Origin of the sequence: Desulfonatronospira thiodismutans ASO3-1, from assembly GCF_000174435.1 — a bacterium.
GTDB lineage: Bacteria > Desulfobacterota > Desulfovibrionia > Desulfovibrionales > Desulfonatronovibrionaceae > Desulfonatronospira > Desulfonatronospira thiodismutans.
In genome coordinates this window covers 460953-487070 of sequence record NZ_ACJN02000002.1, presented here as the reverse complement: position 1 = coordinate 487070, position 26118 = coordinate 460953, and the positions used below count along the sequence as shown (strand labels likewise).

At 49.7% G+C, this 26118-nt stretch carries 21 protein-coding genes; 11 read left to right on the top strand and 10 right to left on the bottom strand.

Features of this window, described 5'->3' with window-relative positions; translation table 11 throughout:
- The gene (locus tag DTHIO_RS08400; protein ID WP_008869880.1) at positions 1-282 is read left to right on the top strand and encodes a GAK system XXXCH domain-containing protein; all 282 of its coding nucleotides are present in this window, start codon (positions 1-3) and stop codon (positions 280-282) included.
- Between the two features lie 363 nt (positions 283-645).
- Entirely contained in the window at positions 646-1410 is a 765-nt protein-coding gene (locus DTHIO_RS08395) for a ParA family protein (protein ID WP_008869879.1), read from the top strand.
- A gap of 243 nt (positions 1411-1653) precedes the next feature.
- Here the strand turns inward: DTHIO_RS08395 and DTHIO_RS08390 are convergent, their stop codons facing one another.
- Complete coding sequence (locus DTHIO_RS08390) at positions 1654-2061, bottom strand: hypothetical protein (protein ID WP_008869878.1); 408 nt, start codon at positions 2059-2061, stop codon at positions 1654-1656.
- A gap of 49 nt (positions 2062-2110) precedes the next feature.
- Here DTHIO_RS08390 and DTHIO_RS08385 point away from each other — a divergent pair, with 49 nt between their 5' ends.
- Both DTHIO_RS08385 and DTHIO_RS08380 read left to right on the top strand, forming a co-directional pair.
- Positions 2111-2971, top strand: a complete 861-nt coding sequence (locus DTHIO_RS08385) for a ParB/RepB/Spo0J family partition protein (RefSeq protein ID WP_008869877.1) — start codon at positions 2111-2113, stop codon at positions 2969-2971.
- Between the two features lie 19 nt (positions 2972-2990).
- Positions 2991-3974: a bifunctional heptose 7-phosphate kinase/heptose 1-phosphate adenyltransferase gene (locus DTHIO_RS08380; RefSeq protein WP_008869876.1), complete on the top strand. Its 984-nt coding sequence runs from the start codon at positions 2991-2993 to the stop codon at positions 3972-3974.
- On the opposite strand, the gene DTHIO_RS08375 is transcribed toward DTHIO_RS08380, so the two are convergent.
- From DTHIO_RS08375 to DTHIO_RS08365, 3 genes are all read right to left on the bottom strand, one after another.
- Positions 3943-4515 carry a type I restriction enzyme HsdR N-terminal domain-containing protein gene (locus DTHIO_RS08375; RefSeq protein ID WP_008869875.1) on the bottom strand — a complete coding sequence of 191 codons (573 nt, stop codon included), beginning with the start codon at positions 4513-4515 and terminating at the stop codon, positions 3943-3945. The genes DTHIO_RS08380 and DTHIO_RS08375 overlap by 32 nt on opposite strands.
- Positions 4516-4578: 63 nt before the next feature.
- Positions 4579-5361, bottom strand: coding sequence for an ATP-dependent sacrificial sulfur transferase LarE (larE, locus tag DTHIO_RS19740; RefSeq protein ID WP_008869874.1), 783 nt, complete (start codon positions 5359-5361; stop codon positions 4579-4581).
- Positions 5348-6520, bottom strand: a complete 1173-nt coding sequence (locus tag DTHIO_RS08365; RefSeq protein WP_008869873.1) for a homocysteine biosynthesis protein — start codon at positions 6518-6520, stop codon at positions 5348-5350. Before DTHIO_RS08365 ends, larE begins: the two co-directional genes overlap by 14 nt.
- Before the next feature lie 718 nt (positions 6521-7238).
- On the opposite strand from DTHIO_RS08365, the gene dnaN reads away from it, so the two are divergent.
- The 4 genes from dnaN to DTHIO_RS08345 are packed head-to-tail and all read left to right on the top strand — an operon-like array spanning position 7239 to position 14100.
- The gene (gene dnaN / locus DTHIO_RS08360; RefSeq protein ID WP_008869871.1) at positions 7239-8399 is read left to right on the top strand and encodes a DNA polymerase III subunit beta; all 1161 of its coding nucleotides are present in this window, start codon (positions 7239-7241) and stop codon (positions 8397-8399) included.
- Positions 8400-8404: 5 nt separating this feature from the next.
- On the top strand, positions 8405-10807 hold the full coding sequence (gene gyrB / locus DTHIO_RS08355; RefSeq protein ID WP_008869870.1) for a DNA topoisomerase (ATP-hydrolyzing) subunit B: 2403 nt from the start codon (positions 8405-8407) through the stop codon (positions 10805-10807).
- A 46-nt stretch (positions 10808-10853) separates the two neighbouring features.
- Entirely contained in the window at positions 10854-13295 is a 2442-nt protein-coding gene (gyrA, locus tag DTHIO_RS08350; RefSeq protein ID WP_008869869.1) for a DNA gyrase subunit A, read from the top strand.
- Positions 13296-13308: 13 nt separating this feature from the next.
- Positions 13309-14100, top strand: a complete 792-nt coding sequence (locus DTHIO_RS08345) for a tetratricopeptide repeat protein (protein ID WP_008869868.1) — start codon at positions 13309-13311, stop codon at positions 14098-14100.
- On the opposite strand, the gene DTHIO_RS08340 is transcribed toward DTHIO_RS08345, so the two are convergent.
- Genes DTHIO_RS08340 through DTHIO_RS08320 form a run of 5 tightly spaced genes read right to left on the bottom strand, consistent with a single transcriptional unit; the run spans position 14097 to position 20609 of the window.
- Positions 14097-14966, bottom strand: a complete 870-nt coding sequence (locus tag DTHIO_RS08340) for a LapA family protein (protein WP_008869867.1) — start codon at positions 14964-14966, stop codon at positions 14097-14099. The genes DTHIO_RS08345 and DTHIO_RS08340 overlap by 4 nt on opposite strands.
- Positions 14967-15009: 43 nt before the next feature.
- Positions 15010-16536, bottom strand: coding sequence for a 4-alpha-glucanotransferase (gene malQ / locus DTHIO_RS08335; RefSeq protein WP_008869866.1), 1527 nt, complete (start codon positions 16534-16536; stop codon positions 15010-15012).
- The gene (glgB, locus tag DTHIO_RS08330; protein WP_008869865.1) at positions 16536-18419 is read right to left on the bottom strand and encodes a 1,4-alpha-glucan branching protein GlgB; all 1884 of its coding nucleotides are present in this window, start codon (positions 18417-18419) and stop codon (positions 16536-16538) included. The genes malQ and glgB overlap by 1 nt, the downstream gene beginning before the upstream one ends.
- Before the next feature lie 60 nt (positions 18420-18479).
- Complete coding sequence (locus tag DTHIO_RS19735; RefSeq protein WP_161598649.1) at positions 18480-19307, bottom strand: DNA polymerase III delta subunit-related protein; 828 nt, start codon at positions 19305-19307, stop codon at positions 18480-18482.
- Between the two features lie 27 nt (positions 19308-19334).
- Complete coding sequence (locus DTHIO_RS08320) at positions 19335-20609, bottom strand: adenylosuccinate synthase (protein WP_008869863.1); 1275 nt, start codon at positions 20607-20609, stop codon at positions 19335-19337.
- Between the two features lie 247 nt (positions 20610-20856).
- Between DTHIO_RS08320 and DTHIO_RS19730 the strand changes: the two genes are divergently transcribed.
- Positions 20857-22305 carry an MltF family protein gene (locus DTHIO_RS19730; protein ID WP_008869862.1) on the top strand — a complete coding sequence of 483 codons (1449 nt, stop codon included), beginning with the start codon at positions 20857-20859 and terminating at the stop codon, positions 22303-22305.
- On the opposite strand, the gene DTHIO_RS08310 is transcribed toward DTHIO_RS19730, so the two are convergent.
- Positions 22234-22542: a hypothetical protein gene (locus tag DTHIO_RS08310; protein ID WP_008869861.1), complete on the bottom strand. Its 309-nt coding sequence runs from the start codon at positions 22540-22542 to the stop codon at positions 22234-22236. The genes DTHIO_RS19730 and DTHIO_RS08310 overlap by 72 nt on opposite strands.
- 213 nt (positions 22543-22755) lie before the next feature.
- On the opposite strand from DTHIO_RS08310, the gene DTHIO_RS08300 reads away from it, so the two are divergent.
- Together DTHIO_RS08300 and DTHIO_RS08295 are read left to right on the top strand one after the other, a co-directional pair.
- Entirely contained in the window at positions 22756-24030 is a 1275-nt protein-coding gene (locus DTHIO_RS08300) for an IMP cyclohydrolase (RefSeq protein ID WP_008869860.1), read from the top strand.
- An 11-nt stretch (positions 24031-24041) separates the two neighbouring features.
- Positions 24042-26090: a ribonuclease catalytic domain-containing protein gene (locus DTHIO_RS08295; RefSeq protein ID WP_008869859.1), complete on the top strand. Its 2049-nt coding sequence runs from the start codon at positions 24042-24044 to the stop codon at positions 26088-26090.
- Positions 26091-26118 lie beyond the last annotated feature (28 nt).

Here is a 26118-nt window from a genome sequence, read left to right as displayed (position 1 = left end):
ATGAAGACCGCTACATTAAATACCCGGATAGAAGCTTTTATTCAGGACATATTGAATTCACAGAACGATAACCAAATGCCCAGCCTAAACGAAGTCCAGGAATTTGTCCGAGCAGCCAGAGCTTTGCCTATGAAGGCTGACGAATCCTGGCTGGCTGAAGCAGAGGACTTCAGCCATCTCGCTGACCAGCTTCTGCTGGCAGTTAAAAACAGCCAGTTTGAAGAGGCAGTCCAATTGATGGACTCCATCAGAGAAGCCTGGACTTTTATAGCTGAAAATTGATTTTCAAGTTCCAACCATTTAATTCTGAACAAGCCTGATTGATGAAATTCAGTCAGGCTTGTTTTTTTTTGGCATACTTGGTAAAGCCGAAATCAGAACATGATTGTGCTTTAACCTTTGATTATTTTCGACACCAACTTACAGAATTTTCATCAAAGTTAACACTACAGCCAAACTTATATATTGACCTCGGTGGACAGTCCCGCACCTACCTGGGAATGATTTCATGAAATCGCTGGAACTTGCTGAGAAATCAAGTAGGTGCGGGACTGTCCCCAATCGCGACAGGTGATAAAATTTTAGAAGTTTCTCTGTAGTGTTAATGTTTCACGTGAAACATTAACTTTGGCAAGGAGAAAAGCATTGCAGTGGAACATTGTGGTTGCCAATCAAAAAGGTGGCGTGGGCAAGACTACTACAGCGGTAAATCTGGCGGCATCTTTGGCGGTAATGGAAAAAAAGGTGCTCCTGGTGGACTGTGACGCCCAGGCCAACGCCAGCAGCGGTCTTGGTCTGGACATAGACTCCCTGGAATATTCTCTGTATCATGGACTGACAGGGGAGGCTGAACCGGAGAAACTCATCAGACCTACGGAAATGAAATACTTAGATATAATTCCCTCTAACAAGGATCTGGTTGCTGTAGAACTGGAACTGAATGACAGGCAGGACAGGGAATATTATCTGTACAAACTTCTCAAGAACGTCAGTAAGCCGTACGAATACATAATACTGGACTGCCCGCCCTCGCTGGGCATGATTACAATCAATGCCATGTGCGCATCCAATCGTTTATTAGTTCCCATGCAATGCGAGTATTATGCCCTGGAGGGAATTGCCAGACTGTTCGAAACATATGAACTAATACGGAAGCGGCTGAATAATGATCTGGAATTGCTTGGGGTGGCCCTGACCATGTTTGATAAAAGGAACAAACTCTGTCACCAGGTTATCAAGGAAATCAGAAGGCATTTTCAGGCTCAAACCATGGACAGCATTATTCCAAGAAATGTCCGTCTCTCTGAAGCTCCAAGTCACGGCAGGCCGGTACTGGCATATGATATAAGGTCTACTGGGTCGCATGCATATCTGAGGCTGGCCAGAGAGGTTGTGGGAAGGCTGCAATAACAGCAGGCTGAATCAAAAGGCTTATTGTTCCCGCGCTCACCCGCCCTGGCGGCTGGGAGCGCGGGAACAATAAGCAGTGAAGAATATAGAGTTTAAAACAGGGAAGGAAAAGTTATTTTATATCCTGTCATCATGATCTTCATGGTTAAATGATTTTTCAGTGAAAACAGGTTACTTTGGCTACACGCTAAGATTCCCTGTAGTGGTAATCAAGAGTAAAATAATCCATGTTCTGTTCTGGCTCTACTTTACCTTGCAGGTAAATTCTGAGCATTCATAAAGGATATGATCCTTGAAATGCTTTTTTGTAACCCTGGACTGGCATCCAAGGCATAAAAAAGCAACAAGACCACCGAGGCTTGCGCTTCTTAAATAAAACTTCTTGGGGTCATCCTGGGTCCAGTCGCTGGTCAGGGCACCACAACCCTTGCATTCAACCTTTTTTTCCACAGGATAGTTAAAGTCCCAGTACATTAAAAAGTTTGTCCATTCGTTTAATGGTTCTGCAGGAAGAGCGGACTTTTTTTCACTCTTCAGGAGTATGCTTTCCAGATCATCCTGGTGCTTGAGCCACTCTTCTGCAGGTATCCAGACCCCGGTGAGCTGACCGGTCTCATTGTAGAAAGGTTGTACAGGCATTTTGCTATTCATAAAGCCTCCTTAACTGAAGTTTAAAGTAATATAAAACAGGAAAACAGAAATGCAAAAAAAAGAAAAAGGACTGGGCAAAGGGTTGGATGCCCTGATCAAACCTTCATTCTATGAGGAAAAGAACACGGACAGCGTTCAACTAAGTGTTCAAAAAGTCAAGCCAAATCCATATCAGCCCAGGAAAAACTTTGCAGAAGAAAGTATCAGCGAGCTGGCTGCCTCAATCCAGGAAAACGGAGTACTCCAGCCCATCCTGGTGCGCAAAAATGAAAACCAGGAGTACGAGATCATAGCTGGAGAAAGACGATGGCGGGCCAGCATTGAAGCTGGTCTCAACACCATCCCGGCACTGGTGAGAGATTATGACAATAACCAGGTTCTGGCAATAGCGCTTATTGAAAATCTTCAGCGTGAGGATTTAAATCCCATGGAGCAGGCTTACGCTCTGCAGAGGCTGCAGTCAGAGCTGGGCATCAACCAGGAGGAGCTGGCTGATAGAATAGGCAAGAGCAGATCACAGCTAACCAATACCCTCAGGCTGATAAAACTTCCAGAGAAAATCAGGGACATGGTGGAAGACAGGTCTTTAAGTCCAGGTCATGCCAGATGTCTACTGGGAATCAAGGATGAAGAGCTCATGCTGGAGGCAGCAGGTAAAATCGTCTCCAGAAACCTGTCAGTGCGGCAGACCGAAGAGCTGGTTAAAAAATTAACCCAGGAAAAGAAAAAAGAAAGCAGAAGAAACAAGAGTGACTTTGCCGGTTCACTGGAAAGCCGGATAAAAGAGAAGATCGAGAACAAACTAAGTGTTCAGACGCAGGGAGACGAAAAAAAGGGTAAGGTTGTTCTGCAATACAGAAACGAGAACGAACTTGATGCTCTTTTAAAATGCCTTGGCATAGATAACTAACAATTTGGAACTGCCTGAAATGGAAACCAGACAAAAATTAATACAGAACCTGGACAGAATTCGGGGAAAACGCCTGTTAGTCATCGGCGATATCATGCTGGATCATTATCAATGGGGGGAAGTCTCCAGAATCTCCCCCGAGGCACCTGTGCCGGTGGTATACGTGGAGAAGGAAACATACAGCCTGGGCGGGGCGGGAAATGTAGCCAGAAACATAAAAAGCCTGGGCGGTGAACCGGTATTGATAAGTGTCGCCGGAGATGATGATCACTGCAGAGAAATAAAAAAAATGCTGGATAGAGAAGGCATTGAACATACAATAGTAAGTTCACGCAAGAGAAAAACCACCGTTAAAACCAGGGTTATCGGCAACAGTCAGCAGATTGTCAGGGTGGACCAGGAAAACTGCAATGATCTGGAACCAGGACTTATGGCTGAAATAACCAGTCTGATAGAGAAAAAGGGATTTGGCGAATATGTACTGGTATCGGATTACGGAAAAGGAATGGTCAATAGAAAGACTCTGTCGGCTTTACAGGACTACAAGGTGGTGCTGGATCCCAAAACAAAAAATTTCAGGGTATATAAGGATCTGTTTCTCATGACCCCAAACCAGAAAGAGGCCGAGGAGGGCAGCAACACAAAAATCAACTCAAATAAAGACATTATCAGCACAGGAAAAAAAATAATGAAAACCAAAAACCTGGAAAACCTGCTGATAACTGTTGGCCCCATGGGCATGGTCCTGTTTAGAAGCAACAAAGAGATACTGCATTTTCCCACAAGCGCCAGAAAAGTCTATGATGTAACCGGGGCAGGGGATACAGTTATTGCCACCATGGGAATCTGCCTGCAGGCACAATACTCACTGCCGGATGCCTGTATGACGGCCAATTTTGCTGCAGGCCTGGTTGTGGGCCAGGTTGGTACTGCAGCTGCAGACAGGGAGAACCTTGTTCAGTCCATTGAATCTATGAGTCAGCCTGAGATTTATCACTGGTAATTTCACAACTTGAGGAACAGTACCCATCGCTCAGGGCGAACATGGCATGAGCCACTCTTTTCTCCTTTAGCTGTCTCTCCGTGGTGAAAGTGCAGGGCGGGCATTCCTTGAATATTTCCTGCAGATGCTGCCAGGTTGGAATGCAATGATAACCCCTGCAGATCTCTTTTTTATCTTTGACCCGGACCAGAGCGGCATCAGTTGAATCGGTGACCAGGACAAAAGGTACGGGGCCTCCGGGAAAAATTCTGGCTGCGCTTACATACTGGGTAATATATGTAGAAACCGCTCCAGGACAAAAACCCAGGATCATAGCAGGCTGTTCATCTATGGTGACCAGAAAATCCAGATTTATAGTGTAATCAATATCATCAAGCCCGAGCGGCAATTTATATCTGGGCTTTATATTCTGCACGGGATAACCTTTTTCCTCGACCAGGATGCGGGCAAGGGCCTGGCGGATATCCTCGTAAGTGGTCATCTGGAGATCCTTGCCGGTGAGATAGTCCTGGATCACCTGATCAAATTTTACTTCATGCATGTCTAACCCTCTTAAATTCTTAAAATGTATTCAGACAGTAAAACGCAGGATGAAAAGACCTGGTCAGCTTCGATCAAAATAACCGCTTATCATACTGAATTCCATGTACTGCACCCGGTAAGGATAAAAAAACAACTCCTGCATTAAAGATTGAAAACCAGGCTCAATATTTAAAAAACCGACTTTCTCAGAGGCATCAACCTGCACCAGGACCGTTTCGTCCAAAAGAACCCTCGTCCTGAAGCCCGAAAGGCCGGCCCTGAGTAGATAATCCTCTGCTCTGCCGAGCCTTTGAACCAGGTCGGAATCCAGTTGGTATCCATACTGGAAACGGGTCAGAAGACAGGACCTGGAAAACCTGGGAATATTTAAGCCCAATTCCTGGGCCAGATCTTCAACCATCATACGGTGAAAACCCAGGCTGGCAAAAGGAGTCATGACTCCCTGCTCTTTTAAGGCTTTTTGACCCGGCCGATACTTTGAAAGATCTGAAGCATTGGAACCGTCGATAATGGTCCTGCCGGGCTCTACACATCTTTTAAGCCTGAAATAAAGATCATTTTTGCAGTAATAACAACGTTCCCTGGAGTTGGCGGCGATTTTTGGATCTTTGAGAGGCTGGCACGGGATAAATAAATGCGGTATAGAATTTTCAGTGACCACTTTCTGGACATGCTCTGCCTCAAATGATGTTAAGTGATCCCCGCAGAAAGTATACGCAGTAAATTCAATATGGTTTTCAAGACAGAAAAAAGTAAGTGTTGAGCTGTCCACCCCCCCGGACAGGGCTATAGCCAGGGGAGAAAGAGACAAAAGGTGCTTACGGAGCCTGTCAGTTGGATTCAATTTTATCCTGTGCCTGGGTCAGAAAAAATTCACCTGACTGGATCCAGTCCTTTAACTGGTCTGCAATCTCCAGGGACATGGAGTAACTGGTCAGGGGTACTGTAGTCACCTTTTTGTCGTTTATCTCCACACTTCCTGATAGGAGTTGCTCATACGTGACATAAGCCAGTATTTTGGCCTTGCCTGCTCCATATTCGTACCCGTAATCAATAACCGGCATGTGGATTTCAGAATCGTCAACTCCTGCATACCAGGCTATATCCTCGTTTAACACCGGAATGGGGATGCCAAGTCCAACAGCCATGGAGCATCCATAACCGGCAAAACTGATTCCACGGATATATCTATGGTTCATCTGTTTCAAATCCCCTTTGACCATCAGGGTCCCTGCGGGCATCTTGGGGATGCCGCGCTCATTTCGTGGTGGATCAGGATTGTGCTGGGTACCTTCACCAATAACATATCCTGTGCCACCGCCCAGAAAAATTCTGGTGCCAAGCCCTGTGGTCAGAAAATAAGGATCATTGAACAAAGGGCTCAGGGAACCTGCGGTAGCGAAGTTGAGATTACCCATATTAGCCCTTAGCGGACCCATGTAAGTATATTTGATCCTGTTGGTGAGGTTCACAGCACAGTTGTAATTCTGGTAGGCATTTCTGGGGTTGAAAAGTACAGCACTTTTGAGTTCGCCAAGGGTTATATCCTTTTCCAGAAGTTTTCGGGGATAACAGTCTGTACCATATCCCTGGACACGCAAGTGTACGGAATTTCCCCGGACGAGGTTTTCAATCACATGTCCACCACCGTAGGTAAAAGTACCTGGATAAACCTTGTTCAGGGGATCGTTTTCCGTTGTTTCCGTAACACCGATAAATGAATCAGCAGCTGCCAGTCCTCCATAGCAGGGGACGTTATCCAGCCATATCTTGTGGCCCTTGATCATGGGTGGTTTTTGGGCAAAGTTAAAAATCATGCCCGAGGAACACATTGGAGAAAAAGTACCGGTGGTTACCACATCAACTTCCCTGGCTGCCTCCACCTTGCCCTTATCCCGGACCAGGGAAGCCATCTGCCGTGCATTGACTACCACTGCTTTACCAGACTTGATTTTCTGATTTATCTCGTCAATGGTTCTGTTTACCTGTTTATTAAAAGCCATTTATCATTCCTGCCGGGTGTTGCGGCTATGTTTGGATTAGGGACTGCAGTCCTGGAAAATGGAAAATATCAAGCTCAAAAAAAATAACCATTCAGGGGGCAGATACCGTCCAGGGGTACAGTCCCCGCGACACTTTTACTGCACCACTGAAAAGTACAGACACGAAGTTCTGTGAAGCATCATTATCATCACTTAGCGGGGACAGGCCCCTGGCCTTGTGCCATCAGCCAACACCGAGGTCCCCCTGAATGGTTACAAAAAAAGAGTCTCAAGTTTCAATCAATTATGAATAATTTCTGATTTTTAAATTAAAAAAAGGATTCATGCAAGTCAAAGAGATGGCTGATGAACAAGAAATACTTTATAAAAACTCAAAAAAAATCGGTTAGTTTATTAAAAAAATATAAAAATTACAAGATGATACATAATAAAAAGTATTTTACAAAATACAAAATCAATGGTATAAGGATTTGTTTTTGCATAAACAAAGAGACTCTGTCCTATATTTAAGGATATCAGTTGGTTATTTGATTTATAAACTCAATAACAACAGTTATGAAAAAATTGACAATTCTGCTTCAGGAAAATGATTTTTTGAACACCCGGTTCACGGAAATGAAAAGAAACAACAAACATTACAAGACAAAAAAATAAATAAATAAAGATAGTTAAATGAAAAATATACATTTAAACATACCCTATTAAGGATTCTAAATCTATGAAAATTATAATATATAAAGAGGATTTCGTGGAAGGGATCAGTAAGGCTTCAAACCTTATTCCAACTAAAACAGGGGCTGCATATCTTCGAACCATCTGGTTCAAAACGGATATGGACAGCGTCAGGATTATGAGTACGGACAGCAATGTGGAATTTACAGGTGAATACCGGGCTGAAATCGTTGAAGAAGGCCTTATCGGCACGCCGGGGAGAAAAATATCCGACCTCATAAGGAAATTGAAATCCGGACCCATCACCATGTATTCTGATGAAAAAAATGATATTCTATATGTTCAACAGGAAAAAAGGCATTTCAAGCTGCCCCTCAGTGAAAGCTCCTGGTTTCCCGAACTTGATGAATTCCCGGAAGAAAATGCTCTGGCCGGCATTCCCGGGATAAAATTCAAGGATATTCTGGAAAAAAGTCTTTTCTGCATAAGTGATGACGATACCATGCAGGGAATGACCTGCCTGAAGATTGCCCCCGGAGATGAGAACCAGGTGGAATTCTGTGCTTTTAACGGGCATCAGCTGAGCCTGTACATCCATGAAAGCAGTGGCTTAAGAGAGATCCTGCCCGAAAAGGGAATAATGATCGCCAAGAAATACCTCATGGATCTTCGCAAATGGGTTCCTGAGTCGGATATTCAGATAACCATCACCGATTCAAAGATATTTTTCAGGACACTGGACAAAAAAGAATGCTTTAGTCTGCCCCTGAACATGCATCAGTTTCCCAATTACCGCGATTTTATAAACAACTACTCGGAAAAGCTTGGTGGGCCTCTGGTAACCACAAAAAATGATCTCATGGATTCCTTAGAGAGAATTCTAATATTCAACACTGATTCTCAGATGTCCACCCTCATGAGGCTTGGACAGGAAGAGATCTATATGACCAGTACTGCCGTGGATTCAGGAGAAGCTGAAGAGGTTGTCGGCTGCAGTTACCAGGGTAATCTAAAGGAGGTGGTTTTCAACACCAAAAGCCTCCTGGAAATCCTGGGCCATATCGATGACGATAACGTGGTCATGAAGTTTTCAGGTCCCATAGAACCGTGCAGGATAAACGGAGAAAACGACCAAAAGTACTACGTCATGACCATGCCGGTACAGATCGAAGAAGAGACCTATTACACCGAAGAAGAAATGGATTAAAAAAAATGGACAACAAAGACAGACAGGAAAATTCAGGAGAATACACAGCCCAGAGCATCCAGGTTCTGGAAGGGCTGACCGCGGTGAGAAAACGCCCGGCAATGTACATCGGCTCAACTGATGTGCGGGGTCTTCAGCACCTGGTTTATGAAGTTCTGGACAACAGCATAGACGAGGCCATGGCCGGTTATTGCGACAATGTGCGCATAACTGTTCACATGGACAACAGCGTAACCATCTCGGACAACGGCCGGGGTATTCCTGTGGACTGGCATGAAAAGGAAAACAGGCCGGCCCTGGAGGTGGTCATGACCGTTCTTCATGCCGGGGGAAAATTCGACAACGCCAGCTACAAAGTATCCGGGGGACTGCACGGAGTAGGGGTTTCGGTTGTTAATGCCCTTTCCGAATACCTGGAAGTAACCGTTCGCAGGGAAGGAGAAAAGTATTTCCAGAAGTTTGAAAGAGGCATACCGGTTACCAAGCTTCGCCATGAGGGACCCTCGTCCAGCCGTGGTACCACCATAAAGTTCAGACCCGATGAAGAGATTTTTTCCACTCTTGATTTTGACTACGATACACTGTCCAAGCGATTTGAAGAGCTTGCATACTTAAACAGCGGCCTGAGGATAGAGTTTCAGGACGAGCGCTACCAGAAAAGCGATGTGTTTCAGTTCGACGGGGGGCTTTTGTCCTTTATTAAAAATGTGAACAAGGACAGCGGCCTGCACAAGGTGATCTACGCCAGCGGCGAAGTTCACAACGTATCCATGGAGCTGACCCTGCAGTACAAGACAGGCTACAAGGAACATATTTACTCTTTTGCCAACAATATCCGTACCGTAGAAGGCGGAACCCACTTAAACGGCCTGCGTTCTGCACTGACCAGGGCCATAAATACATATATCCAGCATGCCCAGGATCTGCCCAGAAAACTCAAACAGAAACTCACCGGTGATGACGTACGTGAAGGTCTTACCAGTATAATCAGCGTCAAGGTCCCGGATCCACAGTTTGAAGGCCAGACCAAGACCAAGCTGGGCAACAGCGAAATTTCGGGCTATGTGTCAGGGATAGCCTACGAAAAGATCACCACTTTTTTAAATGAGAATCCCAAGGATGCCCGCATCATAGTGGAGAAAGTTGTAGATGCTGCCCGGGCCAGGGAGGCCGCGCGCAAGGCCAAGGAACTGGTGCGCAGAAAAGGGGCTCTTTCTGACTATTCCCTGCCGGGTAAGCTTGCTGACTGCCAGAGCAAAAACCCGTCGGAATCAGAGATCTTTATTGTCGAGGGTGATTCAGCCGGAGGGTCGGCCAAGCAGGGCCGAAATCCAAAGCACCAGGCCATTTTACCCTTGCGGGGGAAAATTCTCAACGTAGAGAAGACAAGATTTGAAAAAATTCTCGAAAATAATGAGATAAAAGCACTTATAACAGCCATGGGTGCAGGCATAGGCGATAAGGAGCTTGATCTTTCCAAGCTCAGGTATCACAAGATAGTGATCATGACCGACGCGGACGTGGACGGTGCGCATATCAGGACCCTTCTTTTGACTTTTTTCTTCAGGCAGTTCAGCCAGCTCATTGAGAACGGATACCTGTATATAGCCCAGCCTCCCCTTTACCGGGTGCACAAAGGCAATTTTGAACAGTTCATAAGCGATGAAAAAACCATGCACGATTTTCTGCTCAATCGTGTTTACGATGAAATTTCCATTAAAACGGAAAATGGGCTGGAATACACTAAGGATGAGATGGTTGAACTCATCAAAAATCTTATATCACTTAAAGACAGTTTTGAAGATGCCGGCAATATGGGCATCAAGGAAGAACTTTTTCAAAGTCTTCTTGAGTATGGACCAAGACTTCACCCTGTCCATTTTGTATATGAAGACAGTTCAGAGTTCATAAGCTTCATGTCCGGCAGGGGGTTTGAAACCACCCTGGAAAAAGAGGAAAGCGAGATTGAAAAGAGATATTTCCTGGTTTTTACAGACCGAAACGAGCACAGTACACGCATAGGAATAGAATTTTTCAACTCCGGTCTGTACAAAAAGGCGCACCAGGTGCAACAGCAGATCCTGCACAACAACCCGGGCCTTGGTTTTGAAATCCTGAGTCAGAAGGACACCATCCAGGTGAAGGGTATTTTTCCTCTCCTGGACAAGGTTTTTGAGCTTGCTCACAAGGGGATCAACATCCAGCGATACAAGGGCCTGGGGGAGATGAATCCAGAGCAGCTGTGGTCCACCACTATGGATCCGGACAAAAGGACCATGCTCCAGGTCAACGTAGAAGACGCAGAACTTGCAGACGATCTTTTTTCCAGGCTCATGGGCGACAAGGTGGAACCCAGGCGGGAATTCATCGAGAAAAACGCCCTGGAAGTAGCAGACCTGGATATTTAAGCTGATTATAAAAAAATAAATTAAAACAAATTCCCGGAGCCTGCAATTGAGCAATATCAGCATTGAACAGGAAATAAAAAAATCCTACCTGGAATATTCGCTAAGCGTAATAATCGGCCGGGCCATCCCTGATGTCCGTGACGGTCTGAAACCCGTTCACCGGCGTATACTCTATGCCATGCACGAGCTTGGCAACACCTACAACCGCCCCTATAAAAAATCGGCCAGGGTGGTTGGTGACGTCATCGGTAAATACCATCCCCACGGTGATTCAGCAGTGTATGATGCCCTGGTGCGCATGGCCCAGGATTTCAATATGCGTGACCCACTCGTGGACGGACAGGGCAACTTCGGTTCCATCGACGGGGACGCCCCGGCAGCCATGCGGTATACAGAAGCCCGCATGTCCAGGCTTGCCGGGGAGTTTCTGGCTGATATCGAAAAAAACACGGTCAATTTCAGGGCCAACTACGACAATACCCTCACCGAACCCGAGGTCCTGCCGGCCAGAGTTCCCAATATCCTGGTCAACGGCAGCTCGGGCATTGCCGTTGGCATGGCCACGAATATTCCCCCGCACAACCTGGGGGAGGTGATAGACGCCCTTCTGCAGCTTCTGGACAACCCGGAGACAAACATCTCCCAGCTCATGCAGCACATCAAGGCCCCGGACCTGCCTACCGGGGCATATATTTACAACCTCAAGGGCGTACTCGAGGCTTACCGGACAGGCAGGGGAAGTTTTAAAATCCGTTCCAGGCTGGACGTGGAGACCAGGTCCAGGGGACATGAATCAATTGTCATCAACGAAGTTCCCTATGCCCTGAACAAGGCCAACCTGGTGGAAAAAATAGCCGGGCTGGTCAATGATAAGAAAATCGAAGGCATTTCCGATCTGCGGGACGAATCAGACCGCAATGGAATCAGGATAGTCATAGACCTGAAAAAGGGAGCCATCTCCGATGTAATCATCAACAAACTGTATAAGCTTACCGCCCTGGAGACCAGCTTCGGCATCAATATGATGGCCGTGGTCAATAACCGTCCGCAGCTGTTAAACCTCAAACAGGTCCTGGAGTATTTCCTGGAGCACAGAAAGGAGGTCATACTCAGGCGCTCCAGGCATGACCTGGAAAAGGCGGAGCACAGGGCGCACATCCTGGAGGGGCTGCAGATAGCCCTGGACAACATCGACGAGGTGGTCCGGCTCATCAGGTCGTCATCCACCGGGGCCGAAGCCAGAGAAAAGCTCATTTCAAACTTTTCCCTGAGTCAGGTTCAGGCCCAGGCCATCCTGGATATGCGCCTGCAAAGGCTGACCAATATGGAGCGCGAAAAACTGATGCAGGAGTACAGGGAGCTTTTGCAGCAGATTGAATTTCTAAAAAGCATCCTGGAAAATATTGATATCCTCAAGGGTGAAATAAAAAAAGAACTCCAAGAGATAAAGAAAACCTATTCCACTCCCCGCAGAACACAGATCCTGGAACAGGACCCCGACAGTATAGAGATGCTGGACCTGATCCCGGATCATGACGTGGTGGTCACCTTGTCCAGAAATGGATATATCAAGAGAACGCTTCTTGAATATTACCACCAGCAGAAAAGAGGAGGCAAGGGAATAGCCGGGGCCAATGTCGGGGACAAGGACTTTATTACTACTCTTTTTACCACCAGCAATCATAAGGATATTTATCTCTTTTCCAACACCGGCAAGTCTTATCTGCTCAAGGCCTACGAAATCCCGGAAGGATCACGCACGGCCAGGGGAGTGCACATTAAAAACCTGCTTCCCCTGGATAACGAGGAATACATTGCCACAGCACTTTCCGAGCGCAATTTTCACCAGAGACACTATTTTCTTTTTGTGACCAAAAAAGGCATGGTCAAAAAGACATCTATCGAGATGTTCAAGAACATGCGCTCCCTGGGTCTGATTGCAGTCAATCTCAAACCCGGAGATGAACTCATCGGGGTCAAAGTGGTCAAAGATGAATCCGAGGTAATTATAACTACACATGATGGCCTGGCCATTCGCTTTGCCTGCAGGGAACTCCGGGCGATGGGCAGAAACGCCGCCGGGGTCAAGGGAATTTCCCTGCGCCAGGGCGACGAGGTGGTTTCCGGGGCTGTACTGGATCCGGGCGAAGCAAGGGAGCTTTTTACCATTTCGGAAAAAGGTTTCGGAAAAAAGACCAGCCTGGACATGTACAAGTTACAGGCAAGGGGGGGAAAGGGTCTTATCAATATGAAGGTAACCTCCAAAACGGGCAAGGTGGTGAGTTCAATGCCTGTATCAGACCAGGAAGAGCTGATTATTTTCACCTCAGCCAACAAGATAATCAGGCTGGGCACCAGCGATATCCGGTCTGTTGGACGCTCAACCCAGGGAGTAAAAATGGTTGACCTGGAAAATGATCAGAAGGTGATCTGCGCAGACCTGATCATCCCGGAACAGCACCTGCTTGGTGATAAAGAAGAGCAGTAGAATAGTTGCATGTATGAAAAGGCTGCTTTACATCATTTTTCCGGTTCTCATATTTTTTATGCTTCCTGGATGCCTGGAACAAAAAGAGGATACGGATGATTTCGACCAGGCTGAATATTATTTTTCCACGGGTCAGTTCAACCAGGCCAGAAATTTATACCAGCAGTATATAGACGAAAATGAGCACGGACGAAAAAGATACCAGGCCTGGAACCGGCTTTTAAGCATCAGTGTGGATATATATAATGACATTGAGGGAGGGCTTGATATATTAAAGGCCATGCAGATGGAGTACGACGGGGAACTGGACACAATCCTGGATATCAATGCCAGGATTGCAGGTAAATATGATAGACTGGGACAGCCACGGGAAAGTCGCCGGCTCTGGAAAAAGAACAAGGAACTGGCACAGTCCGGTAAGGAAAGGAAAAAAGCAGCTCTTTTCCTTTCCAAAACAGGTATTCAGCTGCGCGAATTTGAGAGGGTCCGGGAGGACCTGGAAAAATTTTCTGACTGTTCAGGCGAAACAGATGCCGAGCTGTGCTCCATGATTCATTATACCCGGGGGAAATCCTATTACCTGGAAAATGATCTTACCAGGGCCGGGGAGGTTTTATCCAGGGCTTACAGCTTGGATGCCGGGAATGAATACAGGTCCAGGGCTGGACTTCTCCTGACAGAGGTCCTCCTTGACCAGGATAAAGTCGATCAGGCTGTAGATCTCTTAAAAGAAATCCTGGACATACATCCCAACCCCAAAGCCATTGAGGCCCGCATTGAACATCTGTCATCTATCCGGGATTAATCAGATTTTTCCCGGTAATGCTCCAGAGCCTTGCGGACTTCTTCTGCAGCCTCCTGCAGGCGTTTTCTGTCTTCTTCTGTATCAGCCTCCTTCTTCAGGTAACCCAGGGTCTGCAGGTATTGCTCAAGATGCATGACAGTCAGGTAATCACGGGTCTTAACCGGTATGAGCTTTAGTTCGCTTATTTCCCCGGAGTGCTTTTGAAGCTTTTCCTGCATGTTTTCTGTGGCGTCTTGAAGCTTTGCGGTCTCCTCCCTGAATTCACGGTCCAGCTCTCCCAGTTTTTTATCCGCATCCCTGAAATCATGCTCCAGGCTGTCCAGGCTGCTTTGGGTATCTTCAATCATGCCGGTGGTTTTTTCCATATTGGCTTTAGTCTGCTCGTGCACTTTTTCAAATTCTGTGTGGCCGTAGTAGTAAAGAGCCACCAGGATGAAGAAAAGAACTACGCATCCGGCCATGGCCGCCTTGCCCCAGGCCCTGGATGAGGCTGAACTGACAATTTCTTCCTTAAAGGCTTCTTCGTCAGGGCTTATTTTTTCCTGGCGCTTCATGATCTGTCTGGCCCGTTCCATTTCGGCCGTCTTAAAATCTTCCTGCAAGAGCCTCAATTTTTTGCGCAGGACTTTCAATTTTTCCCTGGCCTCCCTGTTGGCCGGGAAAAAAGTGATTATACCAAAAATTATGCCCAGCAGAAAGCAGAAGAAGATGAATACATACATGGCCACCTGGGGCAAAGAAAGCTCAATGAACCACAGATCAAGTTCCAGAGGCGCCTTTAATCCCAGTGTTTCAGTGTTTTGACTGAGGCCGAGCATTACTGCGGCAAAAACCAGCAACAGAAAAATCAGTCTAAATGCGTTCATTTTTGCATCCCCCTCAGGTTTCCGGGCTTATTCATCTCCGGCTTTATGTATGGTTCGTACCGGCATCAAAGTGATTGTCTCTACCGTAGATGGTGGTAAAGTAGAGCAAAAATTCCTTGATATCAATGCCAATTTCTGCACTTTTTACACGCCACTCCCAGTTTCCTCGGGCAACAGACGGTGTATTCATGCGGAAACGCCCGTCTAAGCCGAGTACATCCTGCATGGGTAAAACACATAATCTGGCCGGTGAGGACATGGCCATGCGGATAATTTCCCTGCAAATATTTTCTGCATCGAGCCTTCGCCCGGTATACTCGCTGAGCCTTTTTTTGGCTATGGAATCCAGTTCATTTTCAAACCATCCTCTCACCGTGTTGTTGTCGTGAGTTCCCGGATAGATCACGCAATTGGGTATATGATTGTGAGGTATATAAGGGTTGGTGGGCATATCCTCGCCAAAGGCGAACTGGAGGATCTTCATTCCCGGCAGGCCGTAACTGTCCCTTAGCTCCAGTACATCTTCAGTAATGTATCCCAGGTCCTCGGCCACAAAATGAGCCGGGGATATTTCACTGGTCAGGGCGGACCAGAAACGGTGCCCGGGGCCTTCCTCCCATTTACCGTCAACTGCGGTTTGGGCACCGGCAGGTATGCTCCAGTAGGAGGCAAACCCCCGGAAATGATCAAATCTTAAAAGATCGAACATAACCAGGTTCTGCCTTATGCGCTTGATCCACCACTGGTAATTCTCCCTGGCGCATTCTTCCCAGTCATAAATGGGATTGCCCCACAACTGCCCTGTTTCACTGAAATAATCCGGCGGAGCTCCTGCCACCCTGGTGGGGTTTTTCTCCTGGTCCAGCAAAAAGAGGTGCGGGTTGGACCATACGTCGCAGCTGTCCAGGCTGACATAGATGGGCAGATCCCCGAATATGAGCACGTTGTGGTTATTGGCGTAGGTTTTAAGTTTCTGCCACTGACTGAAAAATAAGTACTGACAGAATTTTTCCCGCAATATTTCATTTGACAGTCTGTTTTTAAATTCCTCCACGGCTTCAAGGTGGCGAAGCCTGATCTTTCTTGGCCACCTGTACCATGGTGCTCCGCTGAAATGTTCCTTGAGGGCGCTGAACAGAGCGAAGTCATCAAGCCAGAAGGAATGGTTGCGGCAGAAAAGCTCGAACTTTGAACCGTTTTCCAGGCTTTCCCTGTTGCGCTTGAAGGCCTTTTGCAGCAAGGATTTTTTAAAGTCGCCGGCCAGTTCATAATCCGTGCGGTGTTCTGGAAAGCCGGGCAGATCTCTTGTATCCTGCGGATCAAGAAGACCCTTGTCCTGCAGCGCTTCCGGATCAATAAAAAGCGGATTGCCGGCAAATGCGCTGTAGCTGGAATAGGGTGAATTGCCGGTCCCGGGTGTGGTGGGGTTAAGGGGCAGTATCTGCCAGATCTTCTGCCTGCTGCCGGCCAGAAAATCAACAAAGCGGTAGGCATGTGGACCCATGTCGCCTGATCCGTAGGGTCCAGGCAGTGATGATATGTGCAGGAGTATGCCGTTTAACCTCTTCATCAGCTCTGCTCCATGAACAATATGCCCAGGGGGGGAAGTGTCAGGCTCAGGCGGTGGGAATATCCATGGGCCTGGATTTCCTGAGCGTGATAGACATCCGGGTTGACCAGGTGAGAACCTCCGAACCGGGCATCGTCGCTGTTGAGTATCTCCCTGTAGGGTCCAGGTCCCGGTACCCCCAGGATATAATCATGCCTGGGCACAGGCGTGAAATTGGCGGCCATAATCAGCGGCTTCTTCTCTTTGTCCCGGCGGATAAAGGATAATACGCTGTTGTCCGAGTCGGTACAGTCGATCCAGGAGAATCCCCCTGGTTCGAAATCCAGCTCGTAAAGCTGGGGGCGGTTGCGGTACAGGTTATTCACCTCACGCAGCCAGTCCTGAACCTGCCTGTGCCGGTCGTATTGCAGAAGATGCCAGTCCAGGCTCTTGTCATGGTTCCATTCAGTCCACTGGGCCATTTCAGCCCCCATGAACAAAAGCTTTTTGCCGGGATGCGCATACATGTAGCCCAAAAGAAGCCGCAGGTTGGCCAGCTTCTGCCAGTCGTCACCGGGCATTTTTGTGACCAGTGATCCTTTGAGGTGCACCACCTCGTCATGGGACAGGGGCAGGACGAAATTTTCGGTAAAGGCGTACCAGATGCTGAAGGTCATCTGGTTGTGGTGATACTTGCGAAATACCGGCTCTCTGCTCATGTAGCTCAGGGTGTCGTTCATCCAGCCCATGTTCCACTTGTATCCGAATCCCAGGCCCCCTACGTATGTAGGCCTGGAAACCATGGGCCAGGAAGTGGATTCCTCGGCAAAGGTCTGGACATCCGGATAAGAGCGGTACACCTCACTGTTGAGGTGCTTGAGAAAGCTTATGGCGTCCAGGTTTTCATTGCCCCCGAATTCGTTGGGCTCCCAGTCACCGTCCTCACGGGCGTAATCCAGGTAGAGCATGGAAGCCACAGCGTCCAGGCGAAGCCCGTCTATGTGGTAGTAGTCCAGCCAGAAAAGGGCGTTGCTTATAAGAAAGCTGACCACCTCATTGCGGCCGTAATTGAAAATGTAGCTTTTCCATTCCGGGTGAAACCCCTTGCGACTGTCCATATGCTCATACAGGTGGGTGCCGTCGAAAAATCCCAGTCCCACCTCGTCGGTGGGGAAATGGGAAGGCACCCAGTCCAGGATGACCCCTATGCCGTGCTGGTGCAGGACATCTATGAGATACATGAAGTCCTGGGGAGTCCCGTAGCGGCTGGTGGGGGCAAAAAATCCCAGGATCTGGTAACCCCAGGATCCGTAAAAAGGATGTTCGGCCACGGGCATAAATTCTACGTGGGTAAAGCCCATGTCCACAAGATACCCCGGCAGCCTGTCAGCCAGTTCCCGGTAACTCAGGAGCCTCTCGGGATTATCCGGATCCCGCATCCATGAACCCAGGTGCATTTCGTAGATGCTCAAGGGCTTGTCCTGGCGGTTTTTTTCCCGGCGGTTCTGCATCCATTCTTCATCTCCCCACTGGTAGTCCATCTGCCAGATAATGGAAGCTGTGCTGGGAGCTGTTTCCCAGTAGAATCCGAAGGGATCGCCCTTGTCCACACTGTAGCCCTGAAATCTGGAGCGGATATGGTACTTGTACTTATGACCGGGCATGGCCTCGGGCACAAATCCTTCCCAGATGCCGGAACCGTCGCCGCGGACATTGAGCTGATGGGTAGTGTTGTCCCAGTAGTTGAAATCTCCAATGACGCTGACCTGTTCCGCGTTGGGGGCCCATACCCCGAAGTAGGTTCCGCGTACACCGCCATGCATGACCACCTGGGCTCCGAGGTGCTTGTACAGGCGAAAGTGTCTTCCCTGCTTGTAAAGATAAATATCCTGTTCGGTAAACATAAGATTATTAAGTTCTCCTTTGCCCGGCGGGCAGAAAAAAATTGAGCAGTATACAGGTGCTTACTGTTTTTTATTGAAAATTTTCCACATGGTCAGGGCCAGCCACTGCATTACAAGGTCGGTGCGCGCCTTGAATGCCAGTGCCTGCTCCGCCTTTTGCAGGGTTAGAAGCATTTTGTTTGCTTTTACAGGCTCAATGTTCTTAAAAAGGCTTTTTTCCCCCCGCATGCCCCGGGCCAGGTCCAGGCGGATTCTCACCAGGAACTGCCTGGCTCCGGTCAGGTCGAAATTCTCCTTTTTGGAGCATTTGTGCATAAAACCTTTTCCATGAAGGACAAAAGTGCTGAAGTCCGAATACAGTTCTTCCTGCCCGGATTCAAGGCCTGTCCCTGGTGTTCTACCCAGGGTGAGCACAAAACTCCTGGAAACGATGGTGGGCAGGATGGACTGCCTTTCATTGGACAGGAATACAAAAATATTCCGGCTTACAGGCTCTTCCACGGATTTGAGGAGAGCATTGGCGCAAGACGCGTTCATTTCACCGGCCTCCTCCACCACCACCATCCGCCAGCCGTGATGCGGGCTCTGGGAAAGAGCGGGCCTAATTTCCCTGACTTCATCGACAGACAGGCCCTCCAGGGGGGTAAGCCGGAAGAGGTCCCTGAAAGCATCAGCCTCAATCTTGACACACATATCGCATTTAAGACACGGACCATCTCCAGGGTTTCTGCAGTGCAGGGCTTTGAGCAGGTATCCGGCAAGGGCGCTTCTCTGTGTCTGACTGCCGCCTTCGAGAACCAAGCTGCAGGGCGGGTTGTCGACCAGCCTGAGGAGAAGCCCGGCTGCGTTGCTCTGTTCCTGGATGGCTGTTGAAGGTGCAGAAGACATGGTCATTAAAACTCTAGCCCCTGCAGGCTACCTGATGGTCTGTTCCCGGTCCGGACCCACAGATATTATTCTGGCCGGAGTTTTCAGGGCATCTTCAATGTGCTCGATATACATGCGCGCATTCCGCGGCAGGTCAAGGCGGGTTCTGCACTGGCTTATATCTTGGCTCCAGCCGGGGAGTTCCTGGTATACGGGTGTGACCAGGGACATGGCGTTTTCTTCCTGAGGAGGATAAAGGATCTGCTGTCCTTTATACTCATAGGCGGTGCAGACCCTGATGGTATCCAGGCCGCTCATGACATCCAGCTTGGTAATGGCCAGCGCAGTTGGTCCGCACAGTCTCACCGCCTCTCTGAGAATAACCAAGTCAAGCCATCCGCAGCGTCTTTTGCGTCCTGTGGTGGAACCGTACTCAGCTCCCTGAACCTGCATATGTTCTCCCACGTCGTTGTCCTGCTGGGTGGGGAAAGGGCCCTGACCAACCCGGGTGGTATAGGCCTTGACCACGCCTATGGCCTCGTCCATGCTGTAATAACTCCCGGTGCCTGCAGAGGCGTTGGCAGTGATGGTATTGGACGAGGTTACAAAGGGGTAGGTTCCGTGATCTATATCCAGCTGCACCCCCTGGGCGCCCTCGAACATCACTGTGCGCCCGGCTTCCCTGGCTTCCTGGATCTTTAGGGATACATCGGTCAAATAGGGCACCAACCTGTCTGCATAAGGGGCTATGGACTGCAGGACATTTTCTGCCTCTAGGGGGGTGTTCTGGTACAGGCTCTGCAGCAGGGCGTTTTTTTCCGGCAGGGCCTTTTTGATTTTGGCCAGCATAAGTTCGCTGTCCTGCATGTCCCCGGCCCTGATGCCCACGCGGGACATCTTGTCCTCGTAGCACGGCCCGATGCCCCTGCCGGTAGTGCCTATCCTGTCCTTACCGGACTTGGCCTGCTCCCTGGCCCTGTCCAGCTCCTTGTGGTAAGGCATTATAAGATGGGTCTTTCTGCTTATTCCAAGGCTGTCAGGTGTGATTTCAATTCCCCCCTGATGCAGGTCATCCATTTCCCTGCACAAAACTTCCGGGTCCAGAACCACCCCGTTGCCGATGAGGCAAAGTTTGTCCGGATGCAGGATGCCCGAGGGGATCAGATGCAGGATGAACTTCTTGTCCCTGGTGACCAGGGTATGCCCGGCATTGTTGCCTCCCTGGAACCTGACAATTACCTCGGCGCGCTCGGTAAGAAGGTCGACTATTTTTCCCTTTCCTTCGTCACCCCACTGGGTCCCGAATACAACGATATTGGACATGAATCAGCCTCCGTAATCTCTGCGGTAATTATGTCTTGCAGTGCGCTTCGCCCCGGGCTCGGATGGGGGGTGTGTGCCTGAATTTTTGCAAATAGCCTGTTTTTTTAAAATAGCAAACAGGCAAAGTCAATGCGGGCCTTGATGAGCAAATTTGCCATTTACCCGGAAATAAAGTAAAGTAATAAATTGGAGTACTTTGTCATACAGCATTTGCTCAGCATTAACTGGTCAAGGAGTCTGTTCAGGCATGTCCTATCGTTTAAATTACTGTATATCCTCAAAAGAAATCGCTGCAATAATTTGTCTGCTGCTGGTGCAGGGGGTTTTAGTCTTCTGGTATGAGTACTCCTACCGCATGGAACTTCGCCAGTGGACCGAAGACACCATCAGAATCGGCTTCAAGCCCTCTCAAAGAGTTGATGCAAATCTAAGCCCTTATGGTCCCGGCCTGGACCGTGAGCTTGTGGAGCTTTTCTGCAGCCGCAACGGACTGACCCCGGTCTGGGTGGAGTTGCAGGATTTTAGACAGGGCATGGAAAAACTTATCAACCATGATCTGCAGCTTCTCCTGCCGGTACCGGGCATGCAGACCCCGGATAAAAAAAGTCTTCAAAGAGGGCCGGTCTACCTGGAGGGCCGGTTTCTCGTCCTGCACAACCAGTGGCGTTATCCTTTGAGAAGCCTGGAGGACCTTTGCGCAACCGACGTGGTTGTCCCCGGCAGGTCGGCTTTCGACAAAATTCTGCAGGATGTGCGTGAAGTTCTGCAGTGTGAATTGGAGCCTTCCAAAAGGCCTGAGCCTGGAAAGGATTTTTTTGACGCCCTTGCTGAACGCAGGTTTCGCTTCGGTATCAAGGATGAAAAGAACTACACCTTCTGGAAGGGGTTTTATCCGGAGGTGCGCAGAACGGAAGAACTGGATGAGACTTACTCCCTGAACTGGCTCTGGAGCAGTCATTATATGAATCTGGACCGCAATCTGGAACGGTTCTGGGAAGATATCAAGAATTCCGGACTGCTGGATGAACTGTTGGAGAGGTATCTGGGATTTTATCCTAAAGAACAGGATCCATATGAACTAAGACAGTTTCAGCATGCCCTGCAAAATGAGATGCCTAAGTATGCACAGACAATCAGGGATGTTTCCAGGAGGTACAGTCTGGACCCTTTACTGCTGGTGGCGATCATTTACCAGGAGTCGCGCTTTGATCCAGGGGCAACAAGCCGCACCGGGGTAAGGGGTCTAATGCAGATCACCTCGCATACGGCTGAATTTCTGGGTATAGAAGACCACCTGGACCCTCACCAGAGCATCGCCGGTGGAGCCAGGTACCTGCAGATGCTCGGGGAGCGCATGGATAGAATAGGCATTGAGTCCTGGGACAAGTGGTTTATGGCCCTGGCCGCATACAATCAGGGCCTGGGGCATGTTTATGATGCCAGGACGCTGGCTGAGCGTCAGGGCTATAACCCTGATTCCTGGAACGGGCTTAAAAAAACTTATCCCCTCTTAAGCTACAAAGAATATTACGAAACTGTGCCCCGGGGCTATACACGGGGATATGAAGCGGTTAATTTCGTGGAAAGTGTGCGCTATTACTACAGCCTCCTATACGGACATGCCTTACTCTCGAGGTTTGAAGCTGAGCACCTTGGCGGATTTCTTGACCTTGTCCCTTCTGACTGGCCGCAGTGAGTCCTTTTTTTCTTCGTGCTTTGAAGGGATCCCTGACTGCTGGCTCAGGCACTGGTTGAAAAGCTGGTTTTTCCAGCGCACGGACTGGATCATGGACAGAATAAGTATATCTTCCTCCCATTCACGGCTGGGGGAGAAATTCTGCACCCGTTCATAGTACTTGTCCCACAGGCTGATGAGGGACGCTTCGTCCAGGCTGTTGAGTTCGTCTGCCAGCTTCTTGAGAACCTTTTCCATAACTGCGTGCCGTCCTTGAAAATCAATATTTTTTAGTAAATGTCAGCAGCTTGTCTCTGCTTTGCTTTGGCAATTCGGTGAATAATCACAATTTTTATGGCCAGTCCATTCGGGTTGCAGGTTTGAAAAAGTTTGCCCCTGCAACAGGCCTGTGTTATGAAAAAAAAGTCTCTTGAGCAACCCCGAAAAAGCACATTTAGGAGGATGTAAAACATGCAGGATTTGAGAAAGATGTACAAGGACATTAAAGAAGACCCTTTTCCCAGAGAAATGAGTATCAGGCTCGGGGATCAGGAAATCAGGATGCGCAAAAGGACCTGGGTGGTACAGGACCAGGAGAAGGGGCTTCGCTACGGGGAGAATCCGGACCAGGCGGCGGCCATGTACGAGCCTGTTGGCGGCGGTCTGGAGCTTGGCGGGGTAAAGTTCAAGGGTGCGGGCCAGGGTCTGGTTTCGGCCATTACGGAGGATGACATGCTCCAGGCGGGCAAACATCCAGGCAAAATCAATCTTACCGACGTGGACAACGGTATCAATGTCCTGCAGTATCTGCACAAAAAACCTGCGGCGGTTATCCTCAAACACAACAATCCCTGCGGGGCGGCCTGGTCCAGTGAGGGGGTCCTGGATATACTGCAGAAGGCCTACTACTCGGACCGCATTGCTGCCTTCGGCGGGGCGGTGGTGCTCAACAGGCCCATAGACCTGGCCGGGGCCGAGTTTCTTGCGGATAATTACCTGGAGGTGGTGGCAGCTCCCGATTTCGAGCCTGGAGCCCTGGACAGGCTCAAGACCAGAAAAAATCTGCGTATCATCAAAATGGCCGGTCTGGGCAGGCTGCAGGAATTTGCCGACTATCCTTTTCTGGATATCAAGTCCATGCAGGACGGCGGTGTCATAGTCCAGTTTTCCTTTACCAGCCGTATGCGCGAGCCAGAAGATTTTATCCCGGCCCAGGCCCAGGGCAAAGACCAGGTTGTAAGTGCCAGGCATCCTGACCAGCGTGAGACAGAAGATCTTCTTTTCGCCTGGGCGGTGGAGGCAGGAGTTACTTCCAATTCCGTGCTTTTCGCCCGGGATGGCCGCACACTGTCCATAGGCACCGGGGAGCAGGACCGGGTGGGCTGCGTGGACCTGACAATTCACAAGGCCTATACCAAGTACATGGACATGGAGATTTTCAAACAGACCGGACAGTCCATATACCAGGCCAGGGAAAAGGCCAGGACGGACCCTGAGGCCAAAGATCTGCTTTCATCAGTGGAAGAAAAGGCCCTCAAGGAACGGGCGGATCTTCCCGGGGCGGTCATGGTATCCGACGGCTTCTTCCCCTTCAGGGACGGGGTGGACCTGGCCCTGGAACAGGGGATCACCGCCATTGCTCAGCCGGGGGGTTCCATGCGCGATCACGAGGTCATCCAGGCCCTGAACGAGGCACAACCCCAGGCAGCCATGGTATTTACCGGACAGCGGTCATTTAAACACTAAAGGCGAGGCCTTTGAACGATTACAAGCACCACAGAGCTGAACTGCGCCCCGGGCAGGTGGTGGAATACCTGCAGAACAACCAGCCTCTTGTATCCTGGATCCAGGAGGTCCAGTCTCCAAGGGTCCGGGTGCTGAACATAAACCAGCGCGAAGTCAAACTGCCGATTGCAAGAGTCATGCCCTGGACAGGTCCGGTGTACTCTCCGGACCTGTCCAGGCAGGACGTGCTGCAGCTTTTGCAGGAGCATCACCACAGGCGCAACAGTATCCAGGAGGACCTGGACGTAATGGACGTATGGTCCATGGCCCAGGGAGAGATCGTCCAGGCCTCCATTTTCTGGTTCGCAGGCCTTATCTGGGATGAGCCGGATGCGGACCGGACAGCCGCACTGGGCAGGGCCATGCTCCAGGCCAGGACTCATTTCAAGTTTTCACCTCCCGATTTTGAGGTTTTTTCCCGGGAAACAGCCGAAAAAAAGATGGAGGAGGAACGCCTGCACCGGGAAAGAGAACGTCTGGTGAGTATCGGCAAAGATTTTTTCAGGAAGCTGCATTCAGGTGAATATTCCCCCGGGGACCAACCGGAGCCGGAAGACCCGGAACTGGCCGGACAGCTTAAAAATATTCTGGTCCAGCGCATTAAAAACCCTGAAGATCCCCATACTCAGGACCTTTGGAGCAAGCTTTCCGCGGGTCTGCCCCAGGATCCGCACCTGCCTTTTATCCTGGCCAGGGCCTGGGGCATTTATCCGGAGCACTACAACTACATGCTGGAGCAGGCGGCTTATGCCTGGGAAGACTCATGGTCAAAAACGCATGACCCGGAGATTCAGGCCCTTTCCCGGAAGCTGGAGCAGGAAAGCGGCGAGCCGGCAGTTGACGGGCTGATAAGCATCGACTCCGCCTCTACCCGGGATATTGACGACGCTTTTTATATCCGGGAGCATGCAGACGGCTATTCGCTGACCCTGGCCCTGGCCGGTCCGGGCCTTTACTGGACTTTCGGATCAGAACTGGACCGGGATGTAGCCCACAGAGTTTCCAGTCTATATCTGCCCGAGGGAAAAAGCGATATGCTGCCCCGGATTCTGGCCGAGGAGATGTTCAGCCTGAACCAGGGTCAGAGACGCCCGGCAATGGTCCTGGATATTGATCTGGATTTTCAGGGTATAGTGTACAGGTTGCAGCCTCGCCTGGAATGGGTCCGGGTACAGGCCAACCGGACCTATGCCGAAGTGGAGGACGAGCTGGCCATGGACCCGGCATCCCGCCTGGGCTCGGCCCTGAGGCTGGCCAGGACCCTGCGGGCAAAAAGGCTGGAGCAGGGTGCGGTAATCATAGAGCAAAACGAACCAATCATCAGGCTGGAGCATACACCCAGACAGACCCTGGTCAGCCTGATGCCCGGGGTGACCCATCCCGGGGCTCATCTCATCGTGTCCGAGTTCATGCTGCTTTGCAACACCGTCCTGGCCAGCTGGGCAAGGGAGAAAGATATCCCACTTTTATACCGCACCCAGGATATAGTCCTGCCCAAAGATTACAGCGGGGTATGGCGAAAGCCCGAGGAGATTTACCGGGTGATACGCTCCATGGGGGCGACCCTCACCGAGACCCGGCCGCGTCCCCACAGGTCCATCGGAGCCGGGGCATACGCCTCGGTTACCTCGCCCCTGCGCAGATACGTGGACCTGGTGAATCAGGCCCAGATAGCTGCGGCTCTTTCCGGGCACCCGGTGAGGGACAGGACCTGGCTGGAGAAAATGCTGCCCTTTATGAACACCCGCATGGGACAGGTGAGCAGGATCCAGAAATTTCGCCCCAGGTACTGGAAGCTGCTCTATTTCAAACAGCAGGCCAGGCACACTACCTGGACCGGGGTGGTGGTGGACAACAGCGGCCCGGTGGTATTATCCCTGCCCCGGGAGCAGGTGCTCATCAGAGCTCCGCACGAGGTCTTCGGAGGCAAGACCATGATCGGACAGGCCTTCAGGCTGCGTCTGGGCAGGATTGATCCCTTGAACAACGAGATCCATGTCCTGGAGGCCTGGGAAGAGTAGAGTGTGCCTTAGAGCCGGTGAAAGAGTT

Bases quoted from the DNA above. Each gene is read 5' to 3' on its own strand.
- DTHIO_RS08400 (WP_008869880.1), top strand. From the start codon at position 1: ATGAAGACCGCTACATTAAATACCCGGATAGAAGCTTTTATTCAGGAC.
- DTHIO_RS08390 (WP_008869878.1), bottom strand. From the start codon at position 2,061: ATGAATAGCAAAATGCCTGTACAACCTTTCTACAATGAGACCGGTCAG.
- DTHIO_RS08385 (WP_008869877.1), top strand. From the start codon at position 2,111: ATGCAAAAAAAAGAAAAAGGACTGGGCAAAGGGTTGGATGCCCTGATC.
- DTHIO_RS08380 (WP_008869876.1), top strand. From the start codon at position 2,991: ATGGAAACCAGACAAAAATTAATACAGAACCTGGACAGAATTCGGGGA.
- DTHIO_RS08375 (WP_008869875.1), bottom strand. From the start codon at position 4,515: ATGCATGAAGTAAAATTTGATCAGGTGATCCAGGACTATCTCACCGGC.
- DTHIO_RS08365 (WP_008869873.1), bottom strand. From the start codon at position 6,520: ATGGCTTTTAATAAACAGGTAAACAGAACCATTGACGAGATAAATCAG.
- dnaN (WP_008869871.1), top strand. From the start codon at position 7,239: ATGAAAATTATAATATATAAAGAGGATTTCGTGGAAGGGATCAGTAAG.
- gyrB (WP_008869870.1), top strand. From the start codon at position 8,405: ATGGACAACAAAGACAGACAGGAAAATTCAGGAGAATACACAGCCCAG.
- DTHIO_RS08345 (WP_008869868.1), top strand. From the start codon at position 13,309: ATGAAAAGGCTGCTTTACATCATTTTTCCGGTTCTCATATTTTTTATG.
- DTHIO_RS08340 (WP_008869867.1), bottom strand. From the start codon at position 14,966: ATGAACGCATTTAGACTGATTTTTCTGTTGCTGGTTTTTGCCGCAGTA.
- malQ (WP_008869866.1), bottom strand. From the start codon at position 16,536: ATGAAGAGGTTAAACGGCATACTCCTGCACATATCATCACTGCCTGGA.
- glgB (WP_008869865.1), bottom strand. From the start codon at position 18,419: ATGTTTACCGAACAGGATATTTATCTTTACAAGCAGGGAAGACACTTT.
- DTHIO_RS19735 (WP_161598649.1), bottom strand. From the start codon at position 19,307: ATGTCTTCTGCACCTTCAACAGCCATCCAGGAACAGAGCAACGCAGCC.
- DTHIO_RS08320 (WP_008869863.1), bottom strand. From the start codon at position 20,609: ATGTCCAATATCGTTGTATTCGGGACCCAGTGGGGTGACGAAGGAAAG.
- DTHIO_RS19730 (WP_008869862.1), top strand. From the start codon at position 20,857: ATGTCCTATCGTTTAAATTACTGTATATCCTCAAAAGAAATCGCTGCA.
- DTHIO_RS08310 (WP_008869861.1), bottom strand. From the start codon at position 22,542: ATGGAAAAGGTTCTCAAGAAGCTGGCAGACGAACTCAACAGCCTGGAC.
- DTHIO_RS08300 (WP_008869860.1), top strand. From the start codon at position 22,756: ATGCAGGATTTGAGAAAGATGTACAAGGACATTAAAGAAGACCCTTTT.